This is a genomic window from Celeribacter baekdonensis, from assembly GCF_900102315.1.
GTDB classification, from domain to species: Bacteria; Pseudomonadota; Alphaproteobacteria; order Rhodobacterales; family Rhodobacteraceae; genus Celeribacter; species Celeribacter baekdonensis.
The window spans coordinates 12,344-33,729 of the sequence record NZ_FNBL01000018.1 but is presented as its reverse complement, the minus strand read 5'-3'; the positions used below and the strand labels follow the sequence as shown (position 1 = coordinate 33,729).

Here is a 21,386-nt window from a genome sequence, read left to right as displayed (position 1 = left end):
GAGTACGAACAAAAATATTTCAAAACTACGTAAAACCTTACCCGAATCAAAAGCGTAAAAAGTCAACCTTAATTTGTGAATGTAACGTGACGTAAAAATGACACAAACGACTTAGCCTAAGCGGATTTCGTCAACACCACATGCCTGCGTTTGACCAAGGCCACAGCCTTTCTCTACGGTGCGCTACCCAACGCGGCGCAAACCATCGACCCAGACCGTGGCAATATTGGCGCGCGAGGTGGAATAAAGCAGCTTTTCCAACACCAGATCACCGTCGTAACCGGGCCAAAGCCGGATCGTACCCTTGGCGGCTTTCGGGTCAATGGCAATGGCATCAAACTTCATCCCCGGCTCAAAACTCCCAACCGGCAGGCCAAGCGCCTTGGCCCCGCCGCGTGTCGCCAGATAAAAGGCGGTGCGAAAATCAATCCGCGCCGCGCCCCGGCCCCGCGCCTCAGGCACAACAGCGGCGTCCACACCGCTTTCCAACAGTCTAGATGACGCAATCGCCATCCGCGCCGTCTCCCAGATCGAGGCCACAGGCCCGCCGGACATATCCGAGCCAAGCCCGACATTGAGACCGCGTTCCAAGGCGGCGCGCAGCGGAAAGACCGCCCCGGAGAAATAGGCATTGGACAGCGGACAATGGGCCACCCCCGCCTGATGCGCAATCATCAGGTCCATGTCAGAGGAGGACAAATGCGTGCCATGGGCAAAGACCGAATGTGGCACCATAAGACCATGGTCCGCCAGCGCCTCTACATCAGAGCGCCCTGTTCGGGCACGGACATAGTCATGTTCCCAATCGCTTTCTGACACATGGCTTTGCACCCGCGTGCCGGTCTCCTGCGCCAAAGCGCCAAGGCCCGAAAGACACGCATCGGTACAAGACGGCACAAAGCGCGGCGTCACCACCGGATGCACCATCCCGTCATTGCCGGGCATGGCGTTGATATACTCAATCACCGCGCGCGTGCCCGCAATCGCGTCTTCGGCGGAGGGATCGCGATACTCAGGCGGGCATTGATCCGGGTCATCCATCGCCACTTTGCCAATCAACGCGCGCTGTCCTTTGGCCAGACAAAGATCGGCCAAAAGCGTGGTGGCGGGGACATGAACGGTGGCAAAATGCAGCGCGGTGGTGGTGCCAAGGGCAAGCATATCGTCAATCAGAGCGCTGTAGACCTCTTTGGCAAACGCGAGATCGGAAAACCGCGCCTCAAGCGGGAAAGTGTAGGTTTGCAGCCACTCTTCGAGCGGCACATCAAGGGCGGTGCCAAGTTGCGCGTATTGCGGCGCGTGGACATGCAGATCGACAAAGCCCGGCAGGATCAACCAGCCCGAGGGCAGGATCGTCGCCCCGGTCGGATCGCCGTCCGGCTCAAAACCCACAATGCGCCCCGCGTCATCCAATGTCAGAACGGCGTTTTCAAAGCCCTCAACTGTGCCTTGGTTCGGCGCATGATAGCCCGAGACCAAAACCTTTTGTCCGCGCAGATCCTTCATGCCGCAGTGACGGTAAATGTATCCGCCGGCCCCAAAGTTGTACCGTAAACACAGCCCTTTTCTTTCAACCAACGCCGATAAGCGATGGAGGAGGCATCGGCGCGGGTTGGGGTCTCAAACCGCGGCTCTAACGGCAACAGGCGCGGGCGTTGGTTTTCCAAAATGATCCGGTCTTGCAGAAAGATCACCTGTTGAAACCCGATCAGATCGGCATCCGTGCTGGTCTCATCCAGCAAGAACATCACCGGATGTGCGCGACACAGGCCCGGCTCCATCGGTTGCACGAACAGGCAAATCACATCCCAGCGCGTTTCAGACATTGGACAGGTTTTATACAGCAACACGGTAAACGGCGTGGTGATACGGTAGATATAATCGGTGCGGATCGCGCCGCTTGCGGATTTGGCAGCCTGCGGTTGGGTAAAGACGCAATCGGTGGCCCAGACCTCATCCACATCGCGGCGGATTTCGCATTTGTATGTCTCGACCTCCGAATGTTCTTCGGACCCAAGAATGTCGGTATGCACAAAGGGAAAATGCGCCATATCCAGAAAATTCTCGATCACACGCGGGGCCGAGGATTTCACCTTCACCGCGCCGCAAGGGACATAGCGGCGATCCAGTTCATCCGCCTCTGAGATATGCGGCACATCGGTGTTGGGCGCGCCCAATGTGACCCAAAGATAGCCGTATCGCAGTCGCACGGGCAATTCCCTATCCCCACAGCGCGCCATCGCAGCCGCCCCGCCGGTGATGAAAATATCCTGACCCAAAAGCCGGGTCGTCAGCCCGGAGGGCGGGATTTCGGCCAGATTTTGAATGCAATACCATTGATCGAGCGTGGCGGGGTCCAGCACCGACCCATCTGTCTCTGTCGCCATTTTATGCATCCTTTAAAATTTGGGCTCAGGCGTAAATACGATCCATCGTTGCGGCATGATCGGCCAAAGCGGCCGCCACGTCCAGACGCGTGAAGGCACCTTGGTCAATGATCTGCACCCCATTGATGAAGGAATGATCAACCTCAAACGGACCGCACATCACAAGGGCAGCCAAAGGATCGCGCTGGGTGCCCGCAAGGCCAAGCCGCGTGCGTTTGATTGCGATGATATCGGCGGATTTGCCGGGGGCCAATTGCCCAATGTCGTCGCGCCCCAAAAGTTTCGCCCCCGCCCGCGTCGCCATCCAAAGCGCCTCGCGCGCCGACAGTGCCCCCGGTGTGCCGCCAAATCCGCCCCGCCCACCGGGGGCCTCGGACAGGTAGCGGTCCGGCGCGACCCGTTGCAAATATTGCGCCATGCGCGCCTCCATGAACATGTTGGAGGTGTCATTTGAGGCCGACCCGTCGACGCCCAAACCCACCGTCACGCCCGCGTCCAACATCTCGCGCGCCCGCATGATGCCAAGGCCGCAGCGCATATGGGCGGAGGGACAAAAGGTGGCTCCGGTGCCGGTCTCGGCAAAGGTTTTGATCTCGGCGTCATTGAGGAAAATCGCATGGGCAAACCACACATCGGGACCGAGCCACTCACAGCTTTCGGCATAGGCGACCGAACGCATGCCGTAGGTGGCGATGCAATATTCCTCTTCGCTCAGCACCTCGGCGATATGCGAATGCAGCTGCACACCGGGATGCATCCGTGCCAATCGCGCCGCGTCTTTCATCAAGCCTTGGGTGACGGAAAAGGCCGAACAGGGCGCCAAAACAATCCGCGTCATCGCGTAATCCGACATGTCGTGATAGCGGTGGATCAGGCGTTCGGCATCCATCAGGATCGCCTCTTCCTCCTCCACGCAACTGTCGGGCGGCAGACCGCCTTTACTCTCGCCCCGACTCATCGCGCCCCGCGCCGCATGAAAGCGCAGACCCATCTCTTGGGCCACCCGAATGGGCGTGTCCAAGGTGCAATCATTGGGCATGATATATTGGTGATCCGAAGAGGTGGTACAGCCGCTTATGATCAACTCGGCCATGGCCATGCGCGAAGCGGTTTCCATCGCCCGATCATCGAGTTTTGCCCAGATCGGATAGAGGGTTTTGAGCCAGACGAAGAGTTCGTCATCCTGAACCATCACCCGCGTGAGGTTTTGGTAGAAATGATGATGGGTATTGATCATCCCCGGCATCACCACATGGTCGGACAGATCCAACACCCGGTCCGCCACCACATCGACAAACTCCGACATCGGCCCGACCGCGACGATCACATTGTCCCGGATCAGCACGCCGCCATCCGTCATTTCGCGCCCGACCTCGCCATACCCGTCATCAAACGTGGCCAGATAGGAGATGTTTTTAAGGAAGGTTGTGCTCATCTTTGATCTCGGAAATAGGGGGTGGTGAGGCCTTCGGGTGCGGCCATCAGGCGGCGCATCCGTTGCCATGCCAGAACAGGCACGATCATCAATGCCATGGTGCCCAGATAGGGCAACATCGAGAGGATGGAGGACGCAATCGGCCAATTATGCGCCTGGCCGACAAAGCCCAAGGCGGTGACAAAACCGAACAATAGCCCGGCCAGCACGGCGTTGATCGGGCGAAATCCGGCGAAAATCACCAAGGCGACGGCGATCCAGCCGCGCCCTGCGACAACGCCCTCGGACCAGCTTGGGACAAAGACCAAGGTCAGATAGCCTCCTGCCCCTGCCGCCAAAGCCGCGCCGAAAGAGACATACCAAAATCGCATTTTCATCACCGAAATCCCCGCCGCATCTGCCGCCGCCGGGTTTTCGCCCACGGCGCGCATGTTGAGGCCATGACGGGTGTGAAACATCAAAACCTGCAGAGCCACAGGCAACACGAGGAAGATCAGATAGACCAAAAGCGAATGGCTAAAGAACGCGCGGCCAAAAAACGGCAGATCGGACAGGATCGGGATATGGATGTCCTGAAAGGTCGCGGGTGCGGGCGAGCCAGAAATCGGTTTGCCCAAGGTGGCGGCCAAGCCCATCCCCATATAGGTGAGTGCCAAGCCGCACAGAACCTGATTGGCGCGGATGATCACCGTGGCGGTGGCAAAAATCATCCCCGCAATCAACCCCACGCCCATGGCAACCAAAAAGCCCAACCAAGGGTGCGGCGTGACCACCACCGTGGCCACCGCTGACATCGCGCCCAATGCAATCAGGCCTTCGACGCCAAGGTTCACCACGCCAACACGTTCGGCCAAAACCTCGCCCAATGCGGCCAGCGCCAAGACGCCCCCGGCCAAAAAGGCGGTTTGGATCAGACCTGCGAGAATATCCATGTCAGCGCGCTCCTTTGGGTGTGACTTTTCCAGTCGTGGGGATCAACCTATAGCGCGCGACCTCGTCGGCGATGGCGGCGTAAAACAGGATCAGCCCGGTGACGGCCAAAACCGTATGCGTGGTAAGGCCCTGAGATTGCAAAACGATCCCGCCATTCAGGATCACCGCCATGAAAAACGCCGTGGCAATCACACCCAAAGGGGCGGCGCGGGCCAGAACCGCGACCATAATGCCCAGATAGCCGTAATTGTTGGAAATCCCGCCCTGAAGCCGCCCGACCGTTCCGGCCACTTCCATCATACCACCAAGCCCGGCGATGGCGCCCGACATCAACATGACGATGATCACATGACGCTGTACCGGCATCCCGGCATAGGCGGCAGCACCCGGATTGCCCCCCCCGATGCGCACCTCATAGCCCCAGCGCGTATAGGCAAACATCACGGCCAAACCGATCGCGAGCATCAGCGCCACAGGCAGCCCCCAATGCACGATCCCCCAGACATAGGGCACCGAAACAGACAGCCGCGCTGTGGTCGCCAAAGCCATGCCCGACGGATCAAGCCAAGGGCCGGTGGCGACCCAATAGACCAACAAAAGTGCGACGAAATTCATCAACAGCGTGGTGATCAACTCAGACACATCCGCATAGGCTTTGGCCAATGTCGGGATCAGGATCCAAAGCGCTCCGCCCGCCATGCCAGTGAGCGCCATCAAAGGCACCAAAAGCCAGGTCGGGCCCGGCACGAACAGTGCCACACCTGTGGCGGCAAAGGCCCCAAGGTTGAATTGCCCCTCCGCCCCAATGTTCCACGCACCGATGCGCAGGCCGACCGCGACCGCGAGACCACAATAGAGCAATGGCGAAAACAACAGGCTCAAATCCTCAAGTCCAAAACTTGACCCGAAGGTCGACGACAACACCTTGCCGCCCAGCGCCACCGGGTCTTTGCCGGACAGGGCCAACACGACGGCGGCGGTCAAAAGCGCCAAGATCACCGACAGCACCCGCGCGGCGAACAACACGCTTGGGGCCGCGACCGGCATACGTTGCAAACGGTAGCTCATGCGGCCTGTCCCTGTTGTCTTTGTCCGCCCATCATCAGGCCGATCTGTTCGATATCTGCGCCTTGGGCCGCAACCACGCCCATAATCTCGCCATGAAACATCACCGCAATCCGATCGGCGAGGTTCAGCACTTCTTCCAGCTCCTCGGAGATCAACACCACGGCGACGCCACGGTCCCGCATCTCAACGAAATAGCGCATCATCGTGTTGATCGCGCCGACATCAAGCCCGCGTGACGGGTAGGCCGCGATCAGCACCTTATCGGCAATGCGCATTTCGCGCCGCGCGACCAGGCGCTGTTGGTTGCCGCCCGACAGGTTGCGCGCAGGCATGGCAAAATCCGGCACCATCACCCCGGCAATCTTGGCGATCTCGCACGCCAAGGCGAGGGCACGACGCGGCGCATACCACGGCCCGTTTGACAGCGGCGGCATCGTATATTCGCGCAGCACCGCATTGTCGGTGATCGACAGGGTTGGTGCCATCCCGGCATAAAGCCGATCTTCGGGAATATGACCCACGCCCTTTTGCGCAAAGGCCCGCGCGCCAGCGCGTCCGACATCTTCGCCATCCAGTGTAACCGTGCCCTTGGAGGGCGCGACAAGCCCGCTCAACACATAGGTCAATTCGCGCTGACCATTGCCCGCAACCCCAGCGATGCCAAGGATTTCTCCGGCGCGCACCGAGAGCGAGACGTTTTTCAACACTGTGCCATACTCAGAGCTCAGCGTGACATCTTCAAGCGTCACCATCGGCACGCCAATCTTGCGTGCGCCGCCATCGCCGCGCATGTCGTTAAAGACGATTTCGCGCCCAACCATCAATTGCGCCAATGATTTTTCGGAACAGTCCGTCGTCCATTCGGTCGCGACCTTGCGACCCGCGCGCAAAATGCTCACCCGGTTGGAAATCTCCATCACCTCGTCGAGTTTATGCGAGATGAAAATCACCGCATTGCCCCGCGCCACAAAGGCCCTAAGCGCCGCAAACAGGTCGCGTGCCTCCGAGGGGGTCAACACGGCGGTGGGTTCATCAAGGATCAGGACTTTGGCATCGCGCGCCAACACCCGCAGGATTTCGACCCGTTGTTGTTCGCCCGTTGACAGATCGGCAACAACCGCCCCCGGCTTGACCGCAAGGCCAAGCGTGTCGGCCAAATTCATGGTCCGCTCTTCCAGCGCCTTGCGCGAAATCCGCGCCGGGGTGGCGTTCCAACCAAGGTGAATGTTTTCGGCCACGGTGAAGGCTTTGACCAATTTGAAATGCTGATGCACCATGCCAATCCCGGCGGCGATGGCATCAAGCGGCGAGGCAAAGCGGCGGCTTTCCCCGTCCATGATGATCTCGCCCGCATCCATGTGATAGATGCCGGTCAACATATTCATCAGCGTCGATTTCCCGGCACCGTTTTCGCCCAAAAGCGCGTGGATCTCGCCGGGGTACACCGCAAGATCCACGTCCTCATTGGCGACCACGCCGGGGAAATATTTGGACACGCCTTTGAGGGCGACCAAAGGGGGCGTCCCGGAGGCAAGCCCGAGACGCTGTTGGATCGAATCCTCGCTCATGGATCAGCTGTCCAGACCGGAAACCCCTTCGATCGACCAATTCCAATGGTAAAGCTCTTCCTCCGTCATGGTCTGACCTGCGGCGACTTTGATGGTGCCTTTGGAGTCTTTGATCTCGCCCATGAACGGGTTGAACGACCCATCCAGGATCGAGGCCTTGACCGCATCCGCCTTGGCCGCGACATCGGCCGGAACGGTTTCGCCCCAAGCATCCACATCCACACCGGCCCCAAAGGGCAAGAGGTCATAGGTCGGCGTCCATTCGCCCGCCAAACGGCGACGCACCTGTTCGACATACCATGGGCCAAAATCGACCATGATCGAGGAGATATAGGCATTTGGACCATAGCGCCGCAGATCGGTGTTCCACATCACGGCCTTGGCACCCCGTTCTTCGGCGACCTGAAGGTAACCGGCCTCATCCATGATCCCAAACAACACATCACAACCCGCATCAATCAGCGCCACACCGGCTTGGGTCGCGGCCTGCGGATCAAACCAGCTGTTGATGACGATGGATTGCAGCGTGGCCTCCGGGTTGACCGTGCGCGCGCCCATGAGGAACGCATTGGTGCCGGAATAGACCGAGGGCACCGGGAAGGAGGCAACATAGCCCAGCTTGCCGGTTTTCGACATCGCCCCTGCCGCGATCCCGGCGACATAGGACGGATACCAATGGGCGACATAATAGGTGCCCAAATTGTCCATCGGATTGCGGCCATCGCATTCGTAAAACGCCACGTCGGGGGCGCGTTTGGCAACGTCGTACAAGAAATCACCATAGTTCGAGGTGGCAAAGACCATGCAGGCATCGTCAGCGACGAATTGGCGGAAAATCCGGGTGGCATCGGCCGAATAGGGGATCGACTCGACATAGGAGGTGCGCAGCGCCGGGAAGGCGGCTTCGACCGCTTTCATCCCTTGGTCATGCGCCCAGGTCCAGCCTTCGTCGGACGTCGGCCCAGTGTGACCGAATGCGATATGCGCGTCAGCTTCGGCCACGGGTGCCAAAGGGCCAGCCGCATAGGCGGGTTTGATCACCCCGGTTTTCGGCAGGATCAAACTGGCCCCGGCAGCGGCGCCCATATTGAGAAACCCACGGCGGGACAGGGATTTGGTGGAGATCATCTAAGAGGTCCTCTTGGCTGTTTGAACGCTTTTGAAATGTCCCATCCGGCTTTGGCCAGGGACACGCTATGAAAGGTGCGCGGCGCTTCGCCCTCTGCGGGGAGAGAGCGCCTGAACCGCCTTGCGCCCGGACGATCCGTCGCCAAGGTCACGAATGTGGGGCGGCCACATCGCATGTGCAGGGCCACGTTTCCAGAGTGCTGTAACCGTGAATAGTCGTAAAATTTCGATACATATGTTGCGTGTAGCACAACACTTGACGGCCTAAATTTTCCACGCCTAACTGCGGCGAACACCCCCGCCAAGATCGCCATTTTTCTTATAAAAAGGGGTTTTATCGAATGATGAAAGCACAGAGACATGCAGATTGACCGCGTGACATTCACCTTTACGGGACAGATTCCACGCGAGAGTTTTGCCGAGTTTGCGCAACACCGTGCCTCAAGATTGTCCATCACCCTCTCAACTGTGATGCAAAATGATGCAGTTGCGAAATTGCGGGTGATTGGACAGCGCGATTTGGTGGATGCGTTTGAAATGGCGCTCAGCCTCGGGCCACAGGATTGCATCGTCCACGAGGTCACACGACAGGCGGACAACCCCGCCAAAGGAGAAGAGACATGAGTGAAACTGGATGGGTGCCGATCGCCCTGTCACGCTGTATTGCCCCCGGCACATCGGCGGGCACGGCGGTGCATGGCGCGGAGATCGTGGTTTGGCGCGACACCGGCGGCAAAGCGCACGCGTGGGAGGACCGTTGTCCCCATCGCGGCATGAAAATGAGCTTTGGCTTTGTGCGCGGCGATCACATCGCCTGCCTCTATCACGGCTGGGAATATGACGAGACTGGCACCTGCCGCTACATTCCGGCGCATCCGGATTTGGAGGTGCCACCGTCAATCTGCGTCACCCGCTATGCGGTGGCGGAGGCGGGCGGCATGATCTGGACCGCATTGCCTTTGGGCGAGATGCCCGAGGTCGGACCAAACGCGCCCGAGATGGACGGGCTGCGCAGCCTCTATATCGACGCGCCTCTGGATGCGGTCTTGGCCGGGTTGCACACCTTGGCCTTACAGGTCACGCAGACCGGATCGCTGATCACCGCCACGTTGGGAGAGACCCGGCCGACCCTCGGCCTGCACAGCATAGACGCCGACCATTCGGCGCTGCACATCACCCTGCCCTCAGACACGCCCACCGCGATCCGCCTCAGCCTGCTCGACCAACTCGCCACCCTGCGCCGCGATGTAGAAGCCCCCCTCAAAGAGACCGCCCAATGACCCAGCTTGTCTTGCACAATTATGATCTGGATGACGCCTGCTACCGCGTGCGGCTTGTGGCCTCCTGTTGCGACCTTTCGGTGGAATTGCGCAATGTCGATATGTTCCCCGGCATGGAACAGGTCTCCCCGCCCTATCTGACGCTGAACCCTTTGGGGCGCTTGCCGATCTTGGAAACGGCGGAGGCAACCCTGCGCCAAACCGGGGCGATTTTGCTCTATTTGGCGGGATTGGACCCGCAAAAGCGGCTTTTGCCGACGGATACGTCCGAACTGGCACAGATGACGGATTGGCTGTTTTTCGCAGAACATGACCTGTCGGTTGCCACCACCGCCCGCGCGATTTCGATCATGGATGTGCCCGGTGATGGCCCCGCAACCCTTGCCCAGACCCGCGCTTTGCTGCGGATCATGGAGGATCACATGAGCGCGCAGGACGTCAAAGGTCTGGGCTTTTTCGCCGGGGCAGAGATCACGCTGGCCGATCTTGCGCTATTCCCCGCCTTTGCGCTCAGCCGCGATTGCAATATTGACCATGACGCTTTTCCCGCCCTGCGGCTTTGGGCACGGCGGGTGCGCGCCACACCGGGCTTTATCGTCATGCCCGGCATCCCGGATTACCACTGATGGATCTGCACCGGCTCGGCCTCGTGTCCTCGCGCGTCCACCACTTTATGTTGGTGGCGCGGCTGGGGTCGATCCGGCAGGCGGCGCTGTCGCTCAATGTGGCGCCCTCCTCGATCTCGCGCACCATCAAACAGCTCGAAGAGGACCTCGACACACCGCTGTTTGAACGCACCAAACAACGGCTGAAACTGACCTCAGCGGGCGAACTTTTGGCCTATCACATCGGCCAATCGACCGGCGAAATGAACCGGGCGCTGACCGAGATCAACGACCTGCATGGGTTGCGCCGGGGCACCGTGACCCTGGCGGTGATCGAAAGTGCCGCACGCGGGCTTTTGCCCGAAGTGTTGGCCGGATTTTGGGTGCGCCATCCCGAAATCAGCGTCGATGTCCGTGTCACCGGCTCACAGGAGGCCGTGGATTTGGTCAATCAGGGCGAGGCGGATTTGGCCTTGGCCTTTGACGTGCGGGTGCCGCGCAATGCCCGCCGTTTGGGCTCTGTTGCCCTGCCCTTGGGGGTGTTGGTGCCACCCGGAAGTGCCCTGACCAAAGAAAATCGGCCCATAAAAGCCTATGAATTGGCCGGTGAGCGGGTGATCCTCTCGGACGCCTCTTTGACGCTCGGCAGTTCGGTCGAACAGATGTTTTCCGGCTCTTTCGTGGAATTTTCCCGCCGCGCCCGGACCAATTCCATCGGCCTGATGATTGATCTGGCCATTCGCGGGCTGGGCACGATCCTTCAGACCCGGCTTGGCGTGCAAAATGAGATCACCCGCGGCCATCTTGTCTTCATCCCGCTCGCGGATGCGGGCCTTGGCCTGCGCCGCCTGTCGCTCATTGCCCGCCCCAAAGGCGAAGCCTCTGAGGCCGCCTTGGCGCTCTCCGCCTCGCTCACCTCCACCATGGAGGGACTCAAATCCTAAGTGTTGCGTTCAGACGAACATCTCGTTGAGAAATCATCGTCTTTTCGGAACATAGCCACTCTGACAAGTTGAGTGTGACGCGTGATATTTGGAGGTTCGACATGCAGCAAAGCGCCGTAGATGCGGTGATCCGAGGGCTCAAACGGGCGGGTGTGAGCATCGTATGTTACCTGCCGGATTCGCTGTTCAAAGAACTCTATCCGGCGCTCGATGCCGACCCGGATATTCGCACCATCCAAGTCACCAACGAAGGAGAAGGTGCTGCCATTTGCGGCGGTGTGTTCCTGTCGGGCAAACGCGCGGCCTTGGTGATGGAAAACTCCGGTCTGCGCGCCTCTGTTGAACCGCTTGCGCGGATGGGATTGGGCGCGGGCATCCCGGTTGTGATGCTGATGAGCTATCGCGGCGATATGGGCGAAAACAATTGGTGGGCGGTGCCGCATGGCGTGACCATGGAACCGGTGCTGCAAGCGCTGCGCATCCCCTATGTGGTCGAACGCGAAGAGGAGCGGATCGAACAGGCGATTTTTGACGCCTATGAGCTGGCCTATTCGTCTTATTACCACACCGCCGTGGCGCTCTCGGGGAGTATCGTGCGATGAAACGCTTTGAGTGTATGACAAAATTGGCCGCCCGCCTCTCCGACGAATTGGTGGTGCTCTCACTCGGTGCCTCTGTTGACGAATGGTACAATGCCGCACCGCATATGCGCAGCGCCTCGCTGTTTCAGCAACAATTGGGCTGTGTCACGCCGCAGGCTTTTGGACTGGCGGCGGGACTGCCGGAGCGTCAAATCATCTCGCTCGACACCGATGGCGGGCTGTTGTTCAACCTCGGCATTCTGGCCACTTTGGGCAATGAAAAACCGAAAAACCTGTTTGTCGTGGTCTGGGACAATGAGATGTACCAATCCATCGGCGGGCCAAAAACCCACACCGCCTCGGGCACCGTCGATCTGGCCGCCATTGCGCGCGGCGCGGGGGTGACACACGCCTACACCGCCCGCACTTTGGACGAATTCGACGCCCATTGCGAAGCGGGTTTGGCCAGTGATGACCCCTATATTGTCGTCGCCAAGGTCGCGGGCACCGTTCAGCCCGAGATCAAGCGCAAACATTCGGACGGGCGCGAGGACAAATACATTTTTGTGCGCCATGTCGAAGCCACCGAAGGGATCACCATCATGGGCCCTTCTGAACATAACTGACCCACGGGAAGACAATGAAAACCGCCTTTGATTACATCGTGATCGGCTCTGGTTCAGGCGGCTCTGCCGTGGCGCGCCGGCTGCATGATGCGGGCGCGGATGTGGCGGTGATCGAGGCGGGAAAATCCACCTTTGGCGTAGCGGAGATCGAAGACCCGAGCGCGTGGTTTGGCCTGCAATCCGGCGCATGGGATTGGGGGCATCACTACACCCCCACTGAGCGGGTTTTGAATCGCGACATCCCAATCCCGCGCGGCAAAGGCTTGGGCGGATCTTCGGCCACCAATGCGATGATGTGGTATCGCGGGGTGCCCGCCGATTATGCCCGATGGGACGCCGTTGCGCCGGGATGGTCGTGGGACGACTGCCTGCCGAGCTTTAAAGCCTGCGAAACGTGGCAGGGTGGAGAAACCGCCTTGCGCGGCGGCGATGGCCCGTTACAGATCACCCGCCCGGACCCCGATCATCCCCTGGCCCAAGCCATGCTCAAAGGCGGGGCCGACATGGGCCTACCCGTGGTTGAGGACCCAAACGGACCGGAGCCGATAGGCGTCAGCCTTGCCAATTTCAACATCTCGCCCGAGGGTCTGCGCTGGACCTCAGCGATGGGTTATCTTGGCCCTATCATGGCGTCAGAGCGTTTGACGATCCTCTGCGAGACCCGTGCTTTGGCTCTGACGTTTTCCGGCGATCACGCGAGCGGTGTCCGTGTGTATAAAGACGGTGCGGAGCATCTACTGACCGCACGCTCTGGTGTGATCCTCGCCGCCGGAGCTTTGGAAACCCCGCGCTTGATGATGCTTTCAGGCATCGGCGATGAGGCGGAACTGTCTCGTCTTGGCCTCAAAACCCGCCTCCACGCCCCCGAAATCGGTCGCAATCTTCAGGATCATCCGCTGCTGCGCGCTCTCAATTTCCGCGCCTCATCACCGCTTGGCCCGATGAAAGGCAATGGCGGCGGCACGCTGTCGATTTGGAAATCCGCGCCCGAGTTGGACCAAGCCGATCTCTTGGCTTTCCCCATTCAAACCCGCTCTGCCGTGCCCGCGCTTTCGGATCATTACGATCTCGACGGCGATGTCTTTGCCATCGGGCTTGGTGTCATGCGTTCCTATTCCAAAGGCTGGATCACCCTCACCGGGACCGCCCCGGATGACCCGCTCAACATTCAGCCAAACCTCTTGTCGGACCCGCGCGATCTGAAGGCGCTCGTGGCCGGGGTCGAGTTCCTGTTGGACATGGTGCTCACCCCCGGCTTTTCACACCTCTTCGCGGATTTCGTCGCCCCGGACCGGAGGGTTTCGGGCGAGGACGCCGTCACTTTCGTGCGCCGCGCCTGTTCGACCTTTTTCCACTGTTGCGGCACCGCCCAAATGGGCACGCACATCGACGCCCCCGTTTCCCCTCGGTTGGGCGTCAAAGGCGTTCGCGACCTCTGGGTCGCGGACGCCTCCGTCATTCCCGACATCCCCGCCTGTCACACCCACGCCCCCGTCACCATGATCGGTGAACGGGCGGCGCAATTTATATTGGAGGACGCATGTCTGACCTGATCCTAAGTGCCGAAGCCGTTATCACCATGGACAAGGACCTGACCGTGATCCCCCATGGTGCGGTCTTGGTGCGCGGTGATACGATTGTGGCCACGGGCACCGCACGCGACCTCATCGCGGCGCACCCGGAGGCCACGGTGAAAGACATGGGGCGGGCGGTGTTGATGCCCGGTCTGATCAATGCCCATGCCCATTCCGGCTTTCTGCGCGGCACCGCCGAACACCTGCCGGTTTGGGATTGGCTGACCCAACATATCAACCCGATGCACCGCGTGCTTTTGCCCGAAGAGGCAGAGGCCGCAAGCTATCTGTGCTATGCCGAAAGCCTCTTGGCGGGCACCACCACGGTGGTCGACATGTGGCGTTATATGGAGGGCTCGGCCCGCGCCGCTCAGATCCTTGGCAACCGGATTGTCGCCGTGCCTTATGTTGGCGCGCATCCCGATTACGACTATTTCGACACGCTCGATATGAACGAGGCGCTGATTGAGCGTTGGCATGGCAAAGCTGAGGGCCGGGTCAATGTCTGGGTCGGGTTGGAGCATCTGTTTTATGCCGATGAAGCCGGGCAACAGCGCGCCATCGACATGGCGAAAAAGCACAACACCGGCTTTCACACCCATTGTTCCGAAGCTGAGATTGAGCTGGCCGAATTTAAAACCCGCTACGGCAAAAAGCCGATGGAGGTGTTTCGCGATCTGGGGTTCTTTGAAACCCCGATGGCGATGTTTGCCCATGCCGTGTGGTTTTCTCCCGAAGAGATCGACCTGATCTCAAACCACAACGTCTCGGTCGCCCATAACCCGGTGTCGAACATGAAACTGGCCTCCGGCATCGCGCCAATTTCCGACATGTTGGCGGCGGGCATACCCGTGGGCATTGGCACGGATGGAGAGAAAGAGAACAACAATTTCGACATGTTCGAAGAGATGAAACTCGCCTCCCTCAAGGGCAAATTGCGCCACCGCGACGCCGCCGCGATGGACAGTTGGGACGTGTTGCGCATGGCGACCTCATTGGGGGCCGAAGCGGTGGGGCTGGGTGATGTCACCGGGTCTTTGGAGCCGGGCAAAAAGGCCGACATCATCGCCCTGCGCGGCGACACACCCCGGATGACGCCGTTTCACGCCGACGGGCGTTGGTTCAACATTCACCACAATCTGGTCCATGCGGTGCGCGGCTCTGACGTCATCATGACCATGGTCAATGGCCAGATATGCGTCGAGGACGGCAAGCTGGTGACCGGGGATGTGACCGAGATCATCGACCGGCTGAACCGCCTCACACCGGGGCATTTCTCCCGCCGCCAGGTCTGGCTTGACGCCAATGGCGGCGGCACGGCGCAATGGACCGATTGAGGAGTAAGCTGATGCCGACATCCCATCAAGGCACCAAAGATCCCGTCGCGCTCAACCAATGGTATGCAGTCGCCACGCTCACCGATTTGGACCGGGTGGAGGAAACAAAACTCTTGGGTCACCCGATCACCATCGGTCCGGGGAAATCCGTGGTGCATAAGGGTAAACCCCTGCCCATTCAGGAGAAATTCGAGTGTCTTTGGACCACGCTCGGCGCGCCAAATACCGACGTTTTCGAAATCGAAGAGCGGTTTGAGCCCGAGCGGCGGGTTGTGCCCTGTGGCTGGGTGACGATGCGGGCCTCTGGTCTGCGCGTGGTCGAAAACTTCCTCGACATGGCGCATTTTCCCTTTGTCCACACCGATATTTTGGGCTCTGAACCGCACACCGAAGTGCCGGTTTACAAATCCGAAATCCGCCGTGATGTGGACGAAGTATGGGCCACCAATTGCACCTTTTTTCAACCGCAAATGACCACAACCCGCCCCGAGGGTGAATTCGCCCAACTGACCTACCGCGTGCCGACCCCCTTTGTCGTCATGCTCTACCGTGACGCCCCCGATCAACCCGGTCGCCGCGACGCCATCGCCCTGTTCATCCACCCAATCGAAGAGGGGCTGTGTCGCGCGCAACCGGTGATGTATCTGCTCGATCAAACCTCCAGCCATACCCAGCTTTTGCGCTTTGAACAGGTGATTTTCCTGCAAGACCGGATCATCGTCGAAAACCAGCGCCCGCTGTTGTTGCCGCTTGAGGCGCGCAGCGAAATCCCGACCCGCGCCGACAGTTCCTCGGTCGCCTATCGCCGCTGGTTGAAAGAAAAGGGGCTGACCTTTGGCACGACCACGCCGGAGGCCCTATGAGGATCAGCCACCCCAGCACATTGGCCGAGGCTGAGGCCCTGATCGCCACAGGCGCGCAGGCCGTAGTCGGCGGCACGGGGCATCAGTTTCGTTGGTCCCAAGGACAGATACGGCCCGATCACCTCGTCAACATCGGTTCTCTTTTGCCAAATGGAATCAACGACTTGACCATCGGTGCGGGCACCTCCCTTGAGGACATCCGCCACGCCGGATTGCCGCTTTTATCACGGGCGTGTGGGGATGTCGGCGCGCCCAACATTCGCCGTCTCGCCACCCTTGGCGGCAATATCGGTTTTGGCGCGGGCTGTCTGATCCCCGCGCTTTTGGCGCTGGATGCCCAGCTTGGCACCACCCTCGGTCCGCGCCCTTTACGCGACCATCTGCGTGATCCAAAAGGCCTCATCCTCTCCGTTACACTCCGCCCGCTGGCGCGTTCAATATGGCGCAAGGTCGGGCTGCGCGCGGCGTTTAGCCCCGCGATGATCGTCAGCACCGGAACCTTTTCAACCGAGGACACTCGGATCACCGATCTGCGCCTCTCGGTGGGCGGTGGTGCGGTGCTGCCTCAGCGCCTCAGCGAGGTCGAAACATGGCTCATGGGGCAGGTTCTGACGCAGGTTGATCCTGCCGATCTTGAGGCTCGGATCATCGCCACCGTAAACGCGCCGTCTTGTGCCTTTCGCACTGCCAGCTACCGCAAACGTGTCGCCGCCAAAGCGATCTCACATGGCCTGCTCGGACAAAGCCCCAAAACCCATAGTTCAAAGACCCTGCGCCCCAGTCCAACCCCGCCGCCGGCCCTCACCGCAGTCTCGCGGCAGGACGGCGGTGAACGGTGGCACACCCGCCCGGATATGCCGCGAAAAACCCGCGGAGCCCTGCCCTATCTGACCGATGCGCGCGCCCCCGGCATGTTGGTCGGGCGTATCCTGCGTGCCGCCTATCCTCATGCCAACATCCGCCACATCGACACGCGCCGGGCCGAGGCACTGCCAGGAGTGCATGCCGTGATCACCCACCGCGATATCACCGGGTTCAATGGCTTTGGTATCGTCTTCCAAGACCAACCGGCGCTTTGTGCCGACAAAGTACGTTATAGCGGCGATCCGGTCGCCGCCGTCGCCGCGATTGACGCGCAAGTGGCGGAGGCGGCGCTGGCGCTGATCGAGGTCGATTATGCGCCTTTGCCCGTTGCCACCGACCCGGAAATGGCGCTGATGCCCAGTGCCACGCGGGTGCATGACAATGGCAATCTTGTTTCTGAGATCACCCATGCCAAGGGCGATCTGACCGAAGGTTGGGCCAAGGCCGTGCATGTGATCGAAGACACCTATGTCACCCCGCGCCAGATGCACGGGTTTATGGAAACCGAAGGCGGTTGGGCCGCACCCGATGGGCCTCAGAACGACGGGATTTTGGTTTGTGCCGGGGGTCAGCATGGCGCGCGCGATCGGTTGCAACTGTCGCGTATTCTCGACATGCCCAAAGAGAAAATCCGCGTGATCTCTTCTCCCACAGGCGGGGCGTTTGGCGGCAAGGACGAATTGACGGTCCAGCCCGTTTTAGCGCTTTTGGCGCGTAAATCCGGGCGTGCCGTGCGGCTTCACCTCAGCCGCGCGGAGAGTGTTCAGGCCGGGACCAAGCGCAATCCGATGCGCATACGGATGAAAACCGGCTGTGATGCAACGGGGCGGTTGGTGGCGCAGGAGGTCGATGTCATCTCAGATTGCGGTGCCTATGCGTCTTTGTCACCCGGTGTTTTAGAAACCGCGATGGAACATGCCGCCGGACCTTATGTGATTGAAAACATTCAAACACGCGGGCGGCTCGCCTATACCAACAACGGCACATGCGGCGCGTTTCGTGGCTTTGGTGCCAATCAGATGAGCTATGCGATTGAATGTCAGATGGACCGTCTGGCGGCAAAAGCGGGGCTTGATCCGATCAAAATCCGCAGGTTGAACATGCGCGTGCCCGGCAGTCCCGGCTATCTGGGCCAAAGGGTTGCACCCTCTGAGCGGCTGCTTGAAATGCTCGACGCCGCCTCAAGCTCGCCGCTTTGGAATGCACGGGAGACCAATCCCGACGAGATCATCGGCACCGGCATGGCGCTGAATTATCAGGGCAACGGACTTGGCACTTTGCCCGAAGATGAGGCGGAATTTGCGCTGCGCTTGAAGGGTGGTAAAATCGAAGCGCTCTGTGGTCTGGATGAGATGGGTCAGGGCTTAATCGCCTCGCTTCATGCCGAAACCTCCACCCGTTTAGGCGTAGCGCGCGACGACATTCGTACTGTGTATGGCGACACCGGAACCGCCCCCGACAGCGGTTCGACCACCGCCTCGCGCGGCGGCTATGTGGTCTGGCGCGGGATCAAGGAGACGGCACCGGCGTTTGAGACCGAACTCCTGTCACAGGCCGGTGCCAAACTTGGCCTACCCCCAGCGGAACTGCGACTTGTCCCCGGCGGGATTGGCGCGCGCGGGGCCAATACGCCCACGCCGCTGTTGCGATTTGACGCCATGGCCGATAGCGCCACGTTCACCACGCAGTTCTCTTTTCCAAAGTCGGATTACACCAAAGGCAACGCCCGTTTCATTTTCGCCTTTGCCGCGACGCTGGCGCGGGTGGCGGTGAACCGGGTCAGCGGGCAGGTCCGCACTCTTGACCTTGAGATGCATACCGCAGCCGGACCTGTGATCGACATGGCGTCCTATTTGGGCCAGATGGAGGGCGGGTTGATCCAAGGCCTGGGCTTCACCTTGACCGAAGATGTATTGATGCAGAATGGCCGTCCGGTGACCACGAATTTCGACAGCTATATGATGCCAACGCTGCGCGATGTGCCCAACACCATGCGGATCACCGCCCTTGAAGAGCTTGATCCGGGCGATCCCCATGGGCCGCGCGGAGCGGGGGAATTGGGCATTGGCGCGGTGACGCCCGCGATTGCCAATGCGGTGTTTGATGCGATTGGACGCTGGCCCGTGGTGACGCCATTTGCGCCAGAGAGCCTTTTGGATGTGATCGCGTCTTCGGAAAGCGAAGCGCGGTCATGATCGGGTTTACACTCAATGGTCAGGCCGCCGAGATTGCCCCGGATGAGAGCCTGTTGTCGGCCCTGCGCGAACAATTGGGCCAGACCGGGACCAAACAGGCCTGCGACATTGGCCGCTGTGGGGCTTGTACCGTTTTGCTCGATGGTCACGCGATCAACGCCTGTTTGCTGATGGGATGGCAAGTGGCGGGCAAAGCCGTGACCACAATCGAGGCGCTTGAAACCTTGGCCGAGGGCCGGGCTTTGGTGCGCGCGATGGAGGAGGAAAACGGCTTTCAATGCGGCTATTGTGCCCCCGGCGTGATGATGAGCCTCGTTGGCCTCTTCACCCACACGCCCGATGCCACGGACGAGATGATCCGCACCGCCCTTGAGGGCAACCTGTGCCGCTGCACCGGCTATCATTCGATTTTGCGCGGGGCGTTTCGCGCCCGTGCGCTTATAAAGGACAGGATATGACATTCACCTTGACCCCACATGCGCCCAAAACCGACGGCGCGCTGGCGTTTTTGGCCCGGCCCGCGCAACCGATTTGGATTGGCGGGGAATGGCAGATATTGCCCGATCAGTTTGACAGCCATGACCCGGCCACGGGTGATCTTTTGACCCGTCTATCACGCGCAGGCGCGGCAGAGGCCGATGCGGCGGTGGCGGCGGCGCAAGAGGCGCTGGCATCAAACGCATGGCGCGGGATGCTGCCCGCCGCGCGTCAGGCCTTGTTGTGGAACATCGCTGATCTGATCGAGGCCCATGCCGATGAATTGGCCGAATTGGAAAGCCTCGATCAGGGCAAAACCTTTGCCACCGCCCGGTTCGGCGAAATCCCCGGCACAGTCGCCCAGTTTCGTTATTACGCCGGGTTTGCGACCAAATTGACCGGGGACAGTTTTACCCCCTCAATCGGCTATGCCCCACCGGGCAAACAGGTCATGGCCTATACCCGACGCGAACCTGTGGGGGTTGTGGCCGCGATCACGCCCTGGAATTCGCCCCTTTTGATGGCGGCAATGAAACTGGCGCCTGCGCTCTGCGCGGGCTGCACCGTGATTTTGAAACCTGCCGAGGAAACATCGCTGACCGCGATCCGGCTTTGCGAATTGATCGAAGAGGCGGGGATGCCAAAAGGCGTGGTCAACCTGTTGACTGGCTTTGGGTATGAGGTCGGCGAAGCCTTGGCCACACATGCGGGTGTCGCCAAAGTGGCCTTTACCGGATCGACCGAAATCGGACGGCATTTGTTGGGTTCGGCCAAGGGCAATCTCAAAAAACTGACACTGGAACTCGGCGGCAAATCCCCGGCGATTGTGATGGCGGATGCCGATCTTGATCTGGCGGTGCCGGGTGTTGCGCGCGGGATTTTTGCCAATTCGGGACAGGTCTGCGTGGCCGGGTCGCGGATCTATGTTCAGCGCGCACTCTATGATCAATTTGCCGAACGGCTGGTGCAGGCCGCACTTGCGTTGCGCCTTGGGCACGGGTTGGCACCGGACAGCGATCTTGGCCCTCTGATCAACGCCACACATGCCGCGCGGGTCGCGGGGATTGTCGACCGAGGCCGCGCCGAGGGGGCCGAAATTTTGACCGGCGGCGGGCAAATCGACGAAGCACCGGCATTTTTCCGCCCCACCATCCTGACCGGCGTGCGTCCCGACATGGCGTTGATGCGCGATGAGATTTTCGGCCCGGTGACGGCACTCACCCCGTTTGACACGCCAGAGGAGGCATTGGACCTCGCCAATGACACCGAATACGGCTTGGCGGCCTCGGTCTGGACCGAAAACCTCAGCCACGCGCACAGACTGGCGGCGGCGATCCATGCGGGCACGGTCTGGGTCAATTGCCACAGCTATTTTTCGCCGGAACTGCCGAAAGGCGGGATGAAAGCCTCAGGTTGGGGCGTGGAAAACGGCGCGCAAGGCTTGGACAATTACCTTGAGAATAAAACCGTCTGCATGGTGATTTAGGGCCGCAAGATACGGCTTGGTGCCAAAAGTCGCCG

19 protein-coding genes are annotated in these 21,386 nt (G+C 60.2%); 12 read left to right on the top strand and 7 right to left on the bottom strand.

The annotated features are described in order from the left end of the window. Positions 1–183 precede the first annotated feature (183 nt). From BLT54_RS19930 to BLT54_RS19900, 7 genes are read right to left on the bottom strand one after another with little or no spacing between them, the layout of a single operon-like run. Positions 184–1,506: an amidohydrolase family protein gene (locus BLT54_RS19930; protein ID WP_074647148.1), complete on the bottom strand. Its 1,323-nt coding sequence runs from the start codon at positions 1,504–1,506 to the stop codon at positions 184–186. After that, positions 1,503–2,387, bottom strand: a complete 885-nt coding sequence (locus tag BLT54_RS19925; protein ID WP_074647146.1) for an aromatic ring-hydroxylating oxygenase subunit alpha — start codon at positions 2,385–2,387, stop codon at positions 1,503–1,505. Before BLT54_RS19925 ends, BLT54_RS19930 begins: the two co-directional genes overlap by 4 nt. Positions 2,388–2,412: 25 nt before the next feature. Further along, positions 2,413–3,822, bottom strand: a complete 1,410-nt coding sequence (locus tag BLT54_RS19920) for an 8-oxoguanine deaminase (protein ID WP_074647144.1) — start codon at positions 3,820–3,822, stop codon at positions 2,413–2,415. Continuing rightward, entirely contained in the window at positions 3,819–4,754 is a 936-nt protein-coding gene (locus tag BLT54_RS19915) for an ABC transporter permease (protein WP_074647142.1), read from the bottom strand. Before BLT54_RS19915 ends, BLT54_RS19920 begins: the two co-directional genes overlap by 4 nt. A gap of 1 nt (position 4,755) precedes the next feature. Beyond that, on the bottom strand, positions 4,756–5,823 hold the full coding sequence (locus BLT54_RS19910; protein ID WP_074647140.1) for an ABC transporter permease: 1,068 nt from the start codon (positions 5,821–5,823) through the stop codon (positions 4,756–4,758). Continuing rightward, positions 5,820–7,391, bottom strand: coding sequence for an ABC transporter ATP-binding protein (locus BLT54_RS19905; protein WP_074647138.1), 1,572 nt, complete (start codon positions 7,389–7,391; stop codon positions 5,820–5,822). The genes BLT54_RS19910 and BLT54_RS19905 overlap by 4 nt, the downstream gene beginning before the upstream one ends. Positions 7,392–7,394: 3 nt before the next feature. Next, positions 7,395–8,519, bottom strand: a complete 1,125-nt coding sequence (locus BLT54_RS19900) for a BMP family ABC transporter substrate-binding protein (protein ID WP_074647136.1) — start codon at positions 8,517–8,519, stop codon at positions 7,395–7,397. A 360-nt stretch (positions 8,520–8,879) separates the two neighbouring features. On the opposite strand from BLT54_RS19900, the gene BLT54_RS19895 reads away from it, so the two are divergent. From BLT54_RS19895 to BLT54_RS19840, 12 genes are all read left to right on the top strand, one after another. Continuing rightward, on the top strand, positions 8,880–9,143 hold the full coding sequence (locus tag BLT54_RS19895; protein WP_074647134.1) for a hypothetical protein: 264 nt from the start codon (positions 8,880–8,882) through the stop codon (positions 9,141–9,143). Next, a complete protein-coding gene (locus BLT54_RS19890; protein WP_074647132.1) occupies positions 9,140–9,799 on the top strand; it encodes a Rieske (2Fe-2S) protein in 660 nt (219 codons plus the stop codon). The genes BLT54_RS19895 and BLT54_RS19890 overlap by 4 nt, the downstream gene beginning before the upstream one ends. Further along, complete coding sequence (locus tag BLT54_RS19885; RefSeq protein ID WP_074647130.1) at positions 9,796–10,425, top strand: glutathione S-transferase family protein; 630 nt, start codon at positions 9,796–9,798, stop codon at positions 10,423–10,425. The genes BLT54_RS19890 and BLT54_RS19885 overlap by 4 nt, the downstream gene beginning before the upstream one ends. Continuing rightward, positions 10,425–11,348 carry a LysR family transcriptional regulator gene (locus tag BLT54_RS19880; protein ID WP_074647128.1) on the top strand — a complete coding sequence of 308 codons (924 nt, stop codon included), beginning with the start codon at positions 10,425–10,427 and terminating at the stop codon, positions 11,346–11,348. The genes BLT54_RS19885 and BLT54_RS19880 overlap by 1 nt, the downstream gene beginning before the upstream one ends. A 101-nt stretch (positions 11,349–11,449) precedes the next feature. Beyond that, positions 11,450–11,950, top strand: a complete 501-nt coding sequence (locus BLT54_RS19875; RefSeq protein ID WP_009573984.1) for a thiamine pyrophosphate-binding protein — start codon at positions 11,450–11,452, stop codon at positions 11,948–11,950. After that, the gene (locus BLT54_RS19870; RefSeq protein ID WP_074647126.1) at positions 11,947–12,555 is read left to right on the top strand and encodes a thiamine pyrophosphate-dependent enzyme; all 609 of its coding nucleotides are present in this window, start codon (positions 11,947–11,949) and stop codon (positions 12,553–12,555) included. The genes BLT54_RS19875 and BLT54_RS19870 overlap by 4 nt, the downstream gene beginning before the upstream one ends. Before the next feature lie 14 nt (positions 12,556–12,569). Continuing rightward, positions 12,570–14,108, top strand: coding sequence for a GMC family oxidoreductase (locus tag BLT54_RS19865; RefSeq protein WP_074647124.1), 1,539 nt, complete (start codon positions 12,570–12,572; stop codon positions 14,106–14,108). Continuing rightward, entirely contained in the window at positions 14,096–15,466 is a 1,371-nt protein-coding gene (locus tag BLT54_RS19860; RefSeq protein ID WP_074647122.1) for an amidohydrolase family protein, read from the top strand. Before BLT54_RS19865 ends, BLT54_RS19860 begins: the two co-directional genes overlap by 13 nt. Before the next feature lie 11 nt (positions 15,467–15,477). Then, a complete protein-coding gene (locus tag BLT54_RS19855) occupies positions 15,478–16,329 on the top strand; it encodes an aromatic ring-hydroxylating oxygenase subunit alpha (RefSeq protein WP_074647120.1) in 852 nt (283 codons plus the stop codon). After that, positions 16,326–19,388 (top strand): molybdopterin cofactor-binding domain-containing protein, encoded by a 3,063-nt coding sequence (locus BLT54_RS19850; protein WP_074647118.1) that lies wholly within the window; start codon positions 16,326–16,328, stop codon positions 19,386–19,388. Before BLT54_RS19855 ends, BLT54_RS19850 begins: the two co-directional genes overlap by 4 nt. Then, positions 19,385–19,846, top strand: a complete 462-nt coding sequence (locus BLT54_RS19845) for a (2Fe-2S)-binding protein (RefSeq protein WP_074647115.1) — start codon at positions 19,385–19,387, stop codon at positions 19,844–19,846. The genes BLT54_RS19850 and BLT54_RS19845 overlap by 4 nt, the downstream gene beginning before the upstream one ends. Continuing rightward, the gene (locus BLT54_RS19840) at positions 19,843–21,351 is read left to right on the top strand and encodes an aldehyde dehydrogenase family protein (RefSeq protein ID WP_074647112.1); all 1,509 of its coding nucleotides are present in this window, start codon (positions 19,843–19,845) and stop codon (positions 21,349–21,351) included. The genes BLT54_RS19845 and BLT54_RS19840 overlap by 4 nt, the downstream gene beginning before the upstream one ends. Positions 21,352–21,386: the final 35 nt, after the last annotated feature.

Coding starts and splice junctions, on each gene's coding strand:
- BLT54_RS19930 (WP_074647148.1), bottom strand. CDS start 1,506: ATGAAGGATCTGCGCGGACAAAAGGTTTTGGTCTCGGGCTATCATGCG.
- BLT54_RS19925 (WP_074647146.1), bottom strand. CDS start 2,387: ATGGCGACAGAGACAGATGGGTCGGTGCTGGACCCCGCCACGCTCGAT.
- BLT54_RS19920 (WP_074647144.1), bottom strand. CDS start 3,822: ATGAGCACAACCTTCCTTAAAAACATCTCCTATCTGGCCACGTTTGAT.
- BLT54_RS19915 (WP_074647142.1), bottom strand. CDS start 4,754: ATGGATATTCTCGCAGGTCTGATCCAAACCGCCTTTTTGGCCGGGGGC.
- BLT54_RS19910 (WP_074647140.1), bottom strand. CDS start 5,823: ATGAGCTACCGTTTGCAACGTATGCCGGTCGCGGCCCCAAGCGTGTTG.
- BLT54_RS19905 (WP_074647138.1), bottom strand. CDS start 7,391: ATGAGCGAGGATTCGATCCAACAGCGTCTCGGGCTTGCCTCCGGGACG.
- BLT54_RS19900 (WP_074647136.1), bottom strand. CDS start 8,519: ATGATCTCCACCAAATCCCTGTCCCGCCGTGGGTTTCTCAATATGGGC.
- BLT54_RS19895 (WP_074647134.1), top strand. CDS start 8,880: ATGCAGATTGACCGCGTGACATTCACCTTTACGGGACAGATTCCACGC.
- BLT54_RS19890 (WP_074647132.1), top strand. CDS start 9,140: ATGAGTGAAACTGGATGGGTGCCGATCGCCCTGTCACGCTGTATTGCC.
- BLT54_RS19885 (WP_074647130.1), top strand. CDS start 9,796: ATGACCCAGCTTGTCTTGCACAATTATGATCTGGATGACGCCTGCTAC.
- BLT54_RS19880 (WP_074647128.1), top strand. CDS start 10,425: ATGGATCTGCACCGGCTCGGCCTCGTGTCCTCGCGCGTCCACCACTTT.
- BLT54_RS19875 (WP_009573984.1), top strand. CDS start 11,450: ATGCAGCAAAGCGCCGTAGATGCGGTGATCCGAGGGCTCAAACGGGCG.
- BLT54_RS19870 (WP_074647126.1), top strand. CDS start 11,947: ATGAAACGCTTTGAGTGTATGACAAAATTGGCCGCCCGCCTCTCCGAC.
- BLT54_RS19865 (WP_074647124.1), top strand. CDS start 12,570: ATGAAAACCGCCTTTGATTACATCGTGATCGGCTCTGGTTCAGGCGGC.
- BLT54_RS19860 (WP_074647122.1), top strand. CDS start 14,096: ATGTCTGACCTGATCCTAAGTGCCGAAGCCGTTATCACCATGGACAAG.
- BLT54_RS19855 (WP_074647120.1), top strand. CDS start 15,478: ATGCCGACATCCCATCAAGGCACCAAAGATCCCGTCGCGCTCAACCAA.
- BLT54_RS19850 (WP_074647118.1), top strand. CDS start 16,326: ATGAGGATCAGCCACCCCAGCACATTGGCCGAGGCTGAGGCCCTGATC.
- BLT54_RS19845 (WP_074647115.1), top strand. CDS start 19,385: ATGATCGGGTTTACACTCAATGGTCAGGCCGCCGAGATTGCCCCGGAT.
- BLT54_RS19840 (WP_074647112.1), top strand. CDS start 19,843: ATGACATTCACCTTGACCCCACATGCGCCCAAAACCGACGGCGCGCTG.